Origin of the sequence: Micromonospora sp. NPDC049799 (genome assembly GCF_040656655.1) — a bacterium.
GTDB lineage: Bacteria > Actinomycetota > Actinomycetes > Mycobacteriales > Micromonosporaceae > Micromonospora.
In genome coordinates, this window is record NZ_JBFAMU010000160.1 from 1 (window position 1) to 10,169 (window position 10,169).

Annotated in this window: 12 protein-coding genes, 1 tRNA gene and 1 pseudogene; 6 read left to right on the forward strand and 8 right to left on the reverse strand. The window is 71.3% G+C overall.

Annotated features, from left to right (window positions below; translation table 11 throughout):
• Positions 1-200: 200 nt before the first annotated feature.
• Positions 201-662 carry a MarR family transcriptional regulator gene (locus AB0I76_RS14550; RefSeq protein WP_357034622.1) on the reverse strand — a complete coding sequence of 154 codons (462 nt, stop codon included), beginning with the start codon at positions 660-662 and terminating at the stop codon, positions 201-203.
• 50 nt (positions 663-712) lie between these two features.
• Between AB0I76_RS14550 and AB0I76_RS14555 the strand changes: the two genes are divergently transcribed.
• Together AB0I76_RS14555 and AB0I76_RS14560 are read left to right on the forward strand one after the other, a co-directional pair.
• Positions 713-1,234: a VOC family protein gene (locus AB0I76_RS14555; protein ID WP_357034624.1), complete on the forward strand. Its 522-nt coding sequence runs from the start codon at positions 713-715 to the stop codon at positions 1,232-1,234.
• A 60-nt stretch (positions 1,235-1,294) separates the two neighbouring features.
• Positions 1,295-2,194, forward strand: coding sequence for a hypothetical protein (locus AB0I76_RS14560; RefSeq protein WP_357034626.1), 900 nt, complete (start codon positions 1,295-1,297; stop codon positions 2,192-2,194).
• Here AB0I76_RS14560 and AB0I76_RS14565 read toward each other — a convergent pair.
• From AB0I76_RS14565 to AB0I76_RS14585, 5 genes are all read right to left on the reverse strand, one after another.
• A complete protein-coding gene (locus AB0I76_RS14565; protein ID WP_357034628.1) occupies positions 2,163-2,681 on the reverse strand; it encodes an ion channel in 519 nt (172 codons plus the stop codon). The two genes, AB0I76_RS14560 and AB0I76_RS14565, sit on opposite strands and share 32 nt — an antisense overlap.
• A 102-nt stretch (positions 2,682-2,783) precedes the next feature.
• The gene (locus AB0I76_RS14570; RefSeq protein WP_357034630.1) at positions 2,784-2,963 is read right to left on the reverse strand and encodes a DUF4236 domain-containing protein; all 180 of its coding nucleotides are present in this window, start codon (positions 2,961-2,963) and stop codon (positions 2,784-2,786) included.
• A gap of 112 nt (positions 2,964-3,075) precedes the next feature.
• Positions 3,076-3,591, reverse strand: a complete 516-nt coding sequence (locus AB0I76_RS14575) for a GNAT family N-acetyltransferase (RefSeq protein WP_357034632.1) — start codon at positions 3,589-3,591, stop codon at positions 3,076-3,078.
• A complete protein-coding gene (locus tag AB0I76_RS14580) occupies positions 3,591-4,046 on the reverse strand; it encodes an Rrf2 family transcriptional regulator (RefSeq protein ID WP_357034634.1) in 456 nt (151 codons plus the stop codon). The genes AB0I76_RS14575 and AB0I76_RS14580 overlap by 1 nt, the downstream gene beginning before the upstream one ends.
• A 7-nt stretch (positions 4,047-4,053) precedes the next feature.
• Entirely contained in the window at positions 4,054-5,088 is a 1,035-nt protein-coding gene (locus AB0I76_RS14585; RefSeq protein WP_357034636.1) for an AraC family transcriptional regulator, read from the reverse strand.
• 139 nt (positions 5,089-5,227) lie between these two features.
• On the opposite strand from AB0I76_RS14585, the gene AB0I76_RS14590 reads away from it, so the two are divergent.
• Entirely contained in the window at positions 5,228-6,004 is a 777-nt protein-coding gene (locus AB0I76_RS14590; protein WP_357034638.1) for an SDR family oxidoreductase, read from the forward strand.
• A 102-nt stretch (positions 6,005-6,106) separates the two neighbouring features.
• Here AB0I76_RS14590 and AB0I76_RS14595 read toward each other — a convergent pair whose 3' ends face one another.
• Entirely contained in the window at positions 6,107-6,538 is a 432-nt protein-coding gene (locus tag AB0I76_RS14595; protein WP_007457244.1) for an SsgA family sporulation/cell division regulator, read from the reverse strand.
• Between the two features lie 295 nt (positions 6,539-6,833).
• Here AB0I76_RS14595 and AB0I76_RS14600 point away from each other — a divergent pair, with 295 nt between their 5' ends.
• Positions 6,834-7,382, forward strand: coding sequence for a TIGR02611 family protein (locus tag AB0I76_RS14600; RefSeq protein ID WP_357034641.1), 549 nt, complete (start codon positions 6,834-6,836; stop codon positions 7,380-7,382).
• A gap of 53 nt (positions 7,383-7,435) precedes the next feature.
• Positions 7,436-7,510, forward strand: a tRNA-Val gene (locus AB0I76_RS14605).
• Between the two features lie 520 nt (positions 7,511-8,030).
• Here AB0I76_RS14605 and AB0I76_RS14610 read toward each other — a convergent pair.
• Positions 8,031-9,068 (reverse strand): annotated as a pseudogene (locus AB0I76_RS14610) (IS110 family transposase); the annotation flags it as partial.
• 284 nt (positions 9,069-9,352) lie between these two features.
• Between AB0I76_RS14610 and AB0I76_RS14615 the strand changes: the two are divergent.
• Complete coding sequence (locus AB0I76_RS14615; protein ID WP_357034643.1) at positions 9,353-9,976, forward strand: suppressor of fused domain protein; 624 nt, start codon at positions 9,353-9,355, stop codon at positions 9,974-9,976.
• Positions 9,977-10,169 lie beyond the last annotated feature (193 nt).

Here is a 10,169-nt window from a genome sequence, read left to right on the forward strand (position 1 = left end):
GCCGGCCGCCTCGGCCAGCTCGGGCGTGGCGTTGGCCGGGCGCGGGTCGGCGTCGGTCAGCGCGTCGGCGAGAAGCCGCTGGGCGCCGGCGAGGTCGCCGGTGGACACCAGGTGGTGCGCTTGGTCAGTCAGGTCACCGAAGCCGGAGGGCACGCCCCATCGTGCTCATCCGACGACGGTAAGTACAAGACCCGCGCCGGTCAGGTTTCCCGGAGATGGTCCGCGAGGGCCTCACTGATCCGGCGTAGCTGGTCGACCTGGGCCGGGCTCAACGCGTCGAACAGGTGCCGGCGTACGCCCTCCACGTGCCCGGGCGCGGCGGCCGCGAGGGTCGCGAAGCCCGCGTCGGTGAGCAGCGCGACCTGCCCGCGCCGGTCGGTGGGGCAGTCCTCGCGGCGCACCCAGCCGGCCGCCTCCAGGCGGCTCACCGCGTGCGAGAGGCGGCTGCGCGACGAGCCGCTGACCTGGGCGAGGTCGCTCATCCGCAGCCGCCGGTCGGGTGCCTCGGAGAGGCGAACCAGGATCTCGTAGTAGGCGTGCGGCATTCCCGCGTCGCGTTGCAGCTCGCGGTCGAGCGTCTCCATCAGGCCCCGGGAGGCGGTCAGGAACGCCCGCCAGGTGCGCTGCTCGTCCGGGTCCAGCCAACGGGTCATGACGCCCATCATACGGCAGTTAGTTGAACGCTCAACAAAATCGGCGTACCGTCGGTGGCATGGGAATCCACCGTCTCAACCACGCCGTCCTCTACGTCGGCGACCTGGAGCGCAGCGTCGCCTTCTACCGTGACGTGCTCGGCTTCCGCCCGGTCGCGATGACGCCGGACGGCTTCCGGGGCGCCACCTTCCTCCAGGCCCCCGACTCCACCAACGACCACGACCTCGGCCTGTTCGAGATCGGTGCCGCCGCCGGTCGCTCCGCCGCCGGCCGCTCCACCGTCGGCCTGTACCACCTGGCCTGGGAGGTCGACACCCTCGACGAACTGGCCGCCACCGCCCAGCGGCTCGCCGCCGCCGGCGCCCTGGTCGGCAGCTCCGACCACGGCACCACCAAGAGCCTCTACGGGCAGGACCCCGACGGGCTGGAGTTCGAGATCGTCTGGCTGGTGCCGGCCGCGCTCCTCGACGAGACCGCCCTCACCGCCCGCAAGCGCATCGGCCGCCTCGACCTGGACGCCGAACGCCGGCGCTACGGCGGCCAGACCCGCGGCGGCGTCGGCATCTCCGTCCCCGCCTGACACGCGGCGGGTTGCCCCTCCGCCCGTCCACGCGGCGGGCGGGTGGGGTAGAACGGCAGCATGCCGACCGACGCCGTCCTGCGCGAACTGCTCGTCCGACACCTCGAGGTCTGGTTGCCGGGCGTCGCCCACCGCGCGCGGCGGGCCACCGTCGTCCTGGCGTACGACGGTGACGACTCAGGGACGCCGGAGGCCGCCCTGGGCGCCGTGGCCGAGTACGCCGACCGGTTACGCGGTCGACAGTTGACCGTGGTGGTGCTCGCCGGCGGGGGGACGGAGCTGGCGGCCCGGCTGGGCGTCGCGGAGGCGGCCCTGCCGAGCGAGGTTGCCGTACACCTGGTGCCCGGTGGGCCGGACCGGCTGCCGGTCGCCCTGAAGGCGGCCGGCGCGGCGGGCGCGCCCCTGCTGTCGTACGTGGACGGGCCGGTGGACCCGGCGGTGCTGCGGGGCGCCGCCGGCGGCCGGCCGGCCGAGGTGCTCCTGGTCTCCTCCGGCCCGGTGCCCCCGACCCGGCCGGCACTCGCCGACGCCGGGTTTCCGCTGGTCACCGAGGTCGATCTGGTACCCACCGACGGCACGCCCGCGCGCCGGCTCGCCTTCGCCACCGGGTTCGACCGGAGCCTGGAGGCGTTCAAGGAGGCGCTGTGGGCGGTCGACGAGTACGCCGGGGTGCGCTACCGCGACCCGGCCGACCCCGCCGGCCGGGTGCTGGACATCGCGGCCGACCCGGAGCCCGGACCGCTGCGCCGGGAGTTGCTGGCCGAACTGACCCGCTCCGGTCCGCGTACGGTGACGGAGCTGCGCCGGTACGCGCTCACCTCGACCGTCTACCGGGCGGCCGACGCGGTCCGGGCGCTGACCGGGCTGCTCGCCTCGGGCGCGGTGACCCGCGACCCGGAGCACGGCCGGCTGGGCGGGGACGTGGTCGTCACCGCCGCGGCGCCTGCATCAGCTGCCTGACCACGATCGACGCCCCGGTGGCGATCACCCCGATGCTGAACACCATCTGCGCGCAGACCACCAACCGGGCGACCTGCCCCTGCGCGTGCACGTCGCCGTACCCGATGGTGGTGAGGGTGGCCAGGGCGAAGTAGAGTGCGTCGATCCTGGTGCGCAGGTTGACGAACTCGTCCGGGGAGCTGCGGGCGAGCACGTAGTCGGCGAGGGCGAAGACCAGCAGCCCGGCGACCAGCGTGACCGCAAGCCGGTTCAGCGCCCGCACCTCCGGCTCACCGAAGGGTGTGTCGACCCGGAGCTGCCGGCGTACCTGACTGGTCACCAGCCACGCCACCACGACCACCAGCACGAGCGTGCCGGCGCTGCGCAGCGCGAGCCGCAGGCCGTTCGGATCCGCCTCGACCGGGACCACGAAGTAGACGACCACGAGCAGCAGGCAGGTCAGCAGCGCGTTGCGGCGTTCGCGGCGTGCGCGCCGGCCCTGGGTCATGCGGCGATTGTCCGCCGACCGTCCCGCCGGATCGTCCCGAACGGCGAACGAAGTCGAACGGGGTGCCGGTGAGACACCGGCACCCCGTTCGACTTCGGGACGTCACGCCCGGTTCTTGTCCTGCTTCCAGGACAGCGGGCCCGGCAGGTCCACCCGGTGCGCCTTGGCCCTGGAGTTCCAGGACCAGCGACCGATCTTGATGCTCCAGGACGAGAACCCGTTCTCGGTGAAGTTGAGGATGATCGGGCCGTACTTCTTGCGCTTGCGGAACATCAGACCCATCGCGTGGCTCCCTTCAATTTCCCTTCCCTGCCCTGTCGAACGTGAACATGCCCGGAACCACGAATCGCGAAACCGGGCCCGATCCAGGGTGGACGGCCCCGCTGGTGCCGCTCTAGACCGGATCCGGGGCATGCGCGGTGAGGACGCGGGTGGTGCTGCCGTCGGCCTCGGCGATGTCGCGCTCGTGGACGAAGCCGACCCGGGTCAGCAGGGCGAGGCTGGCCCGATTGGCGTCGGCGACGGTGGCGTGCACCCGCGGTAGGCCGAGGGTGTCGAACCCGTACGCGACGAGGGCCCGGGCCAGCTCGGTGCCGAGGCCGGCACCCCAGGCCGGCTTCGCCAGCGCGTACACGATCTCGTGGCCGTCGACCTGGTCGGTCCGCTTGATCTCGGCGTGCCCGACGTACCGGCCGTCGTGGTGCACCGCCCAGACGTCGAAGAGGTCCTCGGCGTAGACCACGGTGAACACCCGGCCGAACAGCTCCGCCGCCTCCTGCGTGGCCAGCGGCCCGTCGCCCATGAAGCGGCCCACCTCCGCGTCGCTGAGCAGGGCGACGAAGTCCTCCGCGTCGTCCGGCCGGTACGCCCGGAGCACCAACCGGTCGGTGCGCAGGGTCGGGGTCGGCATCAGCGTGGCTCCCAGGCGTCCGGCAGCGCCGTCAACTTCCGGACGTGCGCGGGAAGACGTCCGCTGACGATCTCGGCGAGGCTGACCTCGTCGACGACCCGGCGCACCGCCGCGCGGACGGCCACCCAGAGCCCGGGCAGGTTCTCCGCCGAGCCCTCGTACCGGGTCTCCTCCGGGCGCAGGCCGCGCACCCCGGCCAGCGGGCCCTCGACCGCCCGCAGCACCGCGCCGACGGTCACCTCCCGCGGTGGACGCGCCAGGGTGTAGCCACCCTCCGCGCCGCGCTGCGCCCGGACGATGCCGCCCCGGCGCAGGTCGGCCAGGACCGCCTCCAGGAACTTGCGGGGCATGTCCTGCTCCGCCGCGATGGCCTGGGTGGAGAGCAGGCGAGGGTACGCGGTGGCGAGGCTCAGCGCCGCCCGTACCGCGTAGTCGCCGCGCGCGGAGATCTGCACCCTGCCATCATGCCGGGCGGCGGGTGCCCGTCGCGTCGGCAGGTGGGCGCGGACGCACGAGCCGCCCGTTCGTCGGCTTCTTCCCGCCGGCCGGGGACGTCGCCGGTGCGGCGGCCGGTGGGGGAGTCCGGTCGCCGGGCTCGGGCGGTGCGGACCCGGGCGGCGCGGGCTGTCCCGCGGCGGGCCGGGCGGCTCCGGTCAGAGGCTGGTCGCGGGCGGCGCGGAAGGCACCGGGGCTGGAGCCGACCTCCCGGGTGAAGAACCGGCCGAAGTTGGTGGGCTCGGTGAAGCCCAGCCGGCGACCGATCCCGGCGATCGGCTCGTCGGTGGCCGCCAGCAGCCGGCTGGCCTGGAGCGCCACCCGCTCGTCGAGCACCTGCTTGGCGCTGCGGCCGGTGACGGCCAGGCAGGCGCGGGTCAGCGTCCGCACCGAGCAGCCGAGCTGGGCCGCGTAGTCCTCCACGCGGCGGCTGTGCGGGTAGCCGCGTTCCACCTCCCGGCGGAACCGTTGGTAGGTGGCCGCCTCGGCGCGCGGCGCGGTCGACGGCGCGACGCCGGGAAGCAGCGACAGCCGCAGCAGCAGGACGGCGAGTTGGTGACGGAGCAGCGCCTGGGCGGCGGGTACGTCCCGGTGCCGGTGAGCGTCGACGGCGAGCTGGGTCACCTCGTTGATCACCGCGTCCTCGTCCTCGCCGACGAGCTGCCGCCACGGCGGGACCGCGTCGAGATCCACCTCGAACCCGCGCAGCGCCTCGGCGTCCCAGCGCACCACCGTGGCGTCCAGGGGAGGGACGGTGCAGCGCAGCACCTGCCCGGCGCGAACCCGCAGCAGGGTGCCGGGCCGGCAGGGAAGCGGACGGAAGTCCAGGTCCGCCGTGCCGTGGCCGCCGGTGGTCAGGACCAGCAGGTCGCGGTCCACCAGCACCGGGCGCCGCCACCCGGGACCGGGCGCGAGATCACCCAGCGTGCAGGTGTCGATCGGGGCTGCGCCGGCGCCAGCGCCGGGGAGCGGAACGGGGGTGAGCTGACCGGGAGGGACCATCACCTGCGACGGTAGCCCGAGGTCACGGCCATTGCATCCCGGCCGGGGGTTGTTCTCGCTTCGGCGGCCGGGCTACGTTACCGGGCGGTAGCTCCGGTTCGGGCCCGCCTGCGGCGGTGGACGACACGATGGGATGGACATGACGGATCTGTTCTCGGTCGACGGTAAGACGGTCCTGGTCACCGGTGGTTCACGGGGTATCGGCCTGATGATCGCGCAGGGCTTCGTCCGGGCCGGGGCGCACGTGATCATCTCGTCCCGCAAGGCCGACGTCTGCGAGGCGGTCGCCAAGGAGCTCTCCACCGAGGGCCGGTGCGAGGCGATCCCGGCCGACCTCGGCAACGACGAGGGCGCACAGGGGCTCGCCGCCGCCGTCCGGGAACGGGTCGACAAGCTCGACGTCCTGGTCAACAACGCGGGCGCGACCTGGGGCGCACCCCTGGAGTCGTACCCGGAGGCCGCGTTCGACAAGCTCTGGGCGGTCAACGTCAAGGCCGTCTTCCGGCTCACCACCGCGCTGCTGCCGGCCCTGCGCGCCGGCGCCAGCGCCGACGACCCCGCCCGCGTCATCAACATCGGGTCCGTCGACGGCCTGCGCGTCCCGTTCATGGAGGTGTACGCGTACTCCGCCACGAAGGCGGCCGTGCACATGCTCACCCGCAGCCTGGCACACCAGCTCGCCGGCGAGCAGATCACCGTCAACGCGATCGCGCCCGGACCGTTCGAGAGCAAGATGATGGCGTTCGCGCTGGGGGACCCCGGGTCGCGTGCGGCCATCGCGGCGCAGGTGCCGTTGGGCCGCATCGGCCGGCCGGAGGACATGGCGGGCACCGCGATCTACCTGTCGTCGCGCGCCGGGGCCTACCTGACCGGTGCCGTCATCCCGGTGGACGGTGGCATCACCACCCACGGCTGAGCACCACCGGGGGCGGGACGCTGTGCGCGTACCCCCGGGTAGCCGGAGCCGCGCGGACTCGGCAGATCCGCGCGGCCCCGGTGTGGCCGGTTGCCCGGTCGTTCAGCGACCGGCGAGCAGCCGGTTCACCGCCGTGTCGACGTCGAGGTGCTCGGCCTCGCGGCCGCGTGGCACCACGACGTAGGTCCGCCGCAGGAAGCGCACGAGTACGCTCCGCGGCACCTCGAAGAGGGCGTTGCCGTCGGGCGACGACAGCGCCAGGGCGACGAAGTCGCCGCGCGGGGTGGCCCAGGGCCAGACCCGCACGTCGCCGATGCCGGCCGGCTCGTCGAGACCGGTCACCAGCAGTTCACGGGCGAAGGACCAGCTGACTGCCTCGCCCCCGGCCGATTCGGCATGGAACAGGACATGAACCGCGTACGGATCAGCTGGGTCGTAACGCAGACTGGCACGCACCGGCAAGGCCGTGGCGTCAGGTGCGACGAGCCTTAGCGACGTCTCGACCTCTACGGTCGTCGGTCGGATGACACTCATGGACGATCTCCCCCCGGCACCGCTGCGGAACGCGCGTGTCCCGCTTTTCCCATACTCAGGTGCTACTCCTGGCTACGCTCCGCCATACGCTGACTTCACCCAGTGGTGGGAAGGGGGTCGGAAAGGCCGCGTGAATGTGAGGATTCATGTAGGATTTCCGGTTCTGCCCAGTGCGTTGGTCCCGCCCGGCATCGGGTGGCTCAGTCGACGACTTACTCCGGTAACGTCCAGTCGGCCGTTGCAGTGACGGGCGCGCGCCACACTGGGGGTGGAAATGGTGACGAAGCGATCCTCAATGGAGAGGATGACCGCGCCAAGCCCACCGAACGTCGCGGTTTGCTCAGCCGAAAAGCGGGGGTACGGGGTGCCGAAGGAGCAGCGTGACCGGCCTGGACGGCCGGTCCAGGAGCAGGGGGGTGGCCTTGCCGTGGCGGAACGGCGTAGCCGTCCACGCTGGCGGCAGCAGGTGTCGACGACCCTCGAGTTGATCCGAGCCAATCCCACCGGCCGGGTCGCCCTCAAGATCTTCATCGCCATCGCCGGCGCCCTCGTGGTGACGATCGGCATCGCGCTGATCCCGCTGCCCGGACCCGGGTGGCTGCTGGTGATCGCCGGCCTCGGCATCTGGGCCGTCGAGTTCCACTGGGCCCGCCGGCTGCTGGCCTTCACCCGACGGCACGTGCACGGCTGGACGCAGTGGGTGACGCGACAGTCGCTCGGAGTGCGGTTCGTGCTGGGTGGGGTCGGGCTGGTGTTCGTGTCGGCGGTCGTGTGGCTGTCGCTCAAGTACAGCCTCGGCATCGACCTGGTGGCGCAGGCGCTGAAGTACCTGGCGACGAACTGACGCCCCCGGGTTTTTGGTCCGGTCACACGATCAGGTAGAGTCATCGGCGCTGAGGGCGATTAGCTCAGCGGGAGAGCGCTTCGTTCACACCGAAGAGGTCACTGGTTCGATCCCAGTATCGCCCACCATGAATATGGCAAGCTCAAGGCCCCTCAATCGAGGGGCCTTGACTCGTATCCGAGGGTCAGTCGTTGCCCGGAGGCAGCGAGAAGGCAGCGAAGGATTTCAACACCCGGCGGTCCCGCTCAGCTGTCGAGTGCGTGTAGCGGACGCTCCTATTGTTCGTCAAGCTGTCATGGGTGGCTGACTGAGCCCGTAGAGCTCGTTGAGGTCGAGCAGGTGGTGGCCGAGCACTGAGGCTGTCCGGAGATTGAGCACGAGCGCCATGAAGACGTTCGGGGTCCCGGACGCGATGAGGACGTGCTGATGGATGTCGTCGGGCATCTGCCAGACGTTCGTCACCTCCTCCCGGCTGAAGTCGTGGCCGGCGAAGTGGTCATGGGGGATGGCGTCGTAGTAGGGCCAGAAGTCGAACGGAGGAGGTTCATCGACGTCGACTGGTGTTGGGGGTGTCCCGATCGTGGCGGTGAACTCGTCTGCCGTCAGTAGTCGCACGGGCCATGGTGCCTGCTCTGTCGGGCGAGGTGCGAGGTGGGTGAAGGCTTCGCGGGCGATGTAGCGCTTGAGGCATCGCATGATCTCCGTCTTGGTCTTGCCCTCTGCGGTTCGGCGGGTGACGTAGTCCTTGGTGGGCTGGTGGCAGCGCATGCGGACCAGGGTGATGCGCCAGAGGGCGCGGTTGGCGTCGCGGTCGCCGCCACGGTGCAGGCGGTGGCGGTCGGTCCGCCCGGAGCTGGCGGGGATGGGGGCGACGCCGCAGAGCCGGGCGAAAGCCCCTTCGGAGTGCAAGCGGTGGGGGTTGTCGCCGGCGGTGACGAGCAGTTGCCCGGCGGTGTCGATACCGACGCCAGGCAGCGCGACCAGATCCGGGGCGGCGGCGGTGACGAGGGCGGCCAGGTGGCTGTCGAGGTCGTCGATCTCCGACTGGAGGGCGAGCCAGCGTCGGGCGAGGCTGCGCAGCGCGAGCTTGGTGGCGGTCGCCGGGTCAGACACCGTGCCGGGCCTGAGAGCGGCGCAGACGCGGATGCGCTTCTTGCCGGCCAGCCCGCGCACCAGTTGTCGCACGGGTTCGGGGGCCGAGACGATGAGCGATTCGACCTGGCCTCCGGCCTGAATCCGAGCCTTCATCGCTCCGCGGCGGGCGACGCGCAGAGCCCGGATAATCTCGACCTGGGCGTGACGGGTCTTCGGAGTGCCGCTGGCTCGGCCGGAGATGACTGCCCGGGCGGCGGACTCGGCGTCGATGGTGTCAGTCTTGCCGATCCGGCGGCGGGTGGAGCGGTCCGGGCGGTCGACCTCAACCACGGTCAGGCCGTAGTCAGTCAGGAACCGCAGCAACCCGGCGCCGTAACTGCCGCTGCCTTCCAGGCCGACCTTGGCAACCGTGCCAAAGGACTCAGCCCAGGTGGCCAGCTGCGCGTAGCCGCGCATCGTCGTCGGAAAGCCTCTGTTGTCCAACACCCGGCCGGTTTGGTCCAACACCGCCGCGACGTGCACGTCCTTGTGCGTGTCGACCCCGACGGTCACGTCCTGGTCCTCGCTCACGCTGCCTCCTGCCTGCTGCATTGACGGCATGGCTCGACTACCGCGCACGAGGAGAACGTTGGACAGAACGGGGATGAGGGACGAACCCGAGCTCCTAATCAGGTCACCACGCCGGCCCGTGCAGGTGCCGAGAGAGGTGCCCCCGCCAACCGGGTCGACGGGTCCACATGAGGGCACGGAGCCAGTTCAAAGTCGGGTCAGGCCCGGCCGGCGGGGACACCCTCCCAGAATGTCTAGTCCCACCACATGCTTGACGGATCCGTCCCAGCTCATGCTTGACAAGTGACCTAGCCTGGCTACGCCGTGTGAGCGGGCTGGACGAGCCGAAGCGGGGAAAGCTCATGGTCGATAGTGCAGACGAGGCTCCGGGCTGGGACGCGATTGAGGCGGCAGTAGCGACCAGGGTGAAGGACACCAACCCCCTGCACTGGGGGTCGAACATCCTCCCTGGGCAGGCCGGCCTCTACGGCTTGAGCGCATACCGGTCCGACGGTTACTGGTTGCTGGTGACGTTCGGAATGACGGAACTGTTCGCCAAGGAAAGCGACGACCAGGACGTCAGCGGCTGGGGATGCGAGCTGACCATGAGGGTTCCCATGGATGCCGATCAGCCGCCCGCGTGGGCCCTACGCCTGCTAGAGCGGCTGGTGAACTACGTGTTCGACAGCGGGCGACCCTTCGCCGAAGGCCACCGACTGGACCCGGCTGGACCGATCACTGGCGAAGCGAACACCCGGCTCACCGCAGTCGCGTTCGCTGCCGACCCAGAGTTGCCGCCCATCGCCTCGCCCTACGGCTCGGCAAGGTTCTTGACCGTCGTCGGAATCACCGCCGACGAGCTGGAGCGCATGAAGGCCACCACTACCGCGGCAGTACTGCGGGACCTCGCCGACCGCACACCCACGCTGGTGACCGACCCGGCCCGGTAGCCATCACTCCCTGCGCAGAGCAGGCGTCAAGCATGTGGTGGGACGCAAGTGTCAAGCATGTCCCGTGACAGGACAAGACACCCTCCCAGAATCCCCGTTCAAACTTTCTGTACGTCTTCAAGGCGGCCCGCAACGGGCCGCACGCGCCGCCGCCTGGGCGCGCGTCCGTCGCTCCGCTGGCGCTCCGACTCCG

What these genes read in the sequence shown, in the direction of transcription:
- AB0I76_RS14585 (WP_357034636.1), bottom strand. Translation starts at nt 5,088, where the DNA reads ATGGTCCCTCCCGGTCAGCTCACCCCCGTTCCGCTCCCCGGCGCTGGC.
- AB0I76_RS14560 (WP_357034626.1), top strand. Translation starts at nt 1,295, where the DNA reads ATGCCGACCGACGCCGTCCTGCGCGAACTGCTCGTCCGACACCTCGAG.
- AB0I76_RS14575 (WP_357034632.1), bottom strand. Translation starts at nt 3,591, where the DNA reads ATGCCGACCCCGACCCTGCGCACCGACCGGTTGGTGCTCCGGGCGTAC.
- AB0I76_RS14550 (WP_357034622.1), bottom strand. Translation starts at nt 662, where the DNA reads ATGGGCGTCATGACCCGTTGGCTGGACCCGGACGAGCAGCGCACCTGG.
- AB0I76_RS14595 (WP_007457244.1), bottom strand. Translation starts at nt 6,538, where the DNA reads ATGAGTGTCATCCGACCGACGACCGTAGAGGTCGAGACGTCGCTAAGG.
- AB0I76_RS14555 (WP_357034624.1), top strand. Translation starts at nt 713, where the DNA reads ATGGGAATCCACCGTCTCAACCACGCCGTCCTCTACGTCGGCGACCTG.
- AB0I76_RS14570 (WP_357034630.1), bottom strand. Translation starts at nt 2,963, where the DNA reads ATGGGTCTGATGTTCCGCAAGCGCAAGAAGTACGGCCCGATCATCCTC.
- AB0I76_RS14590 (WP_357034638.1), top strand. Translation starts at nt 5,228, where the DNA reads ATGACGGATCTGTTCTCGGTCGACGGTAAGACGGTCCTGGTCACCGGT.
- AB0I76_RS14565 (WP_357034628.1), bottom strand. Translation starts at nt 2,681, where the DNA reads ATGACCCAGGGCCGGCGCGCACGCCGCGAACGCCGCAACGCGCTGCTG.
- AB0I76_RS14600 (WP_357034641.1), top strand. Translation starts at nt 6,834, where the DNA reads ATGGAGAGGATGACCGCGCCAAGCCCACCGAACGTCGCGGTTTGCTCA.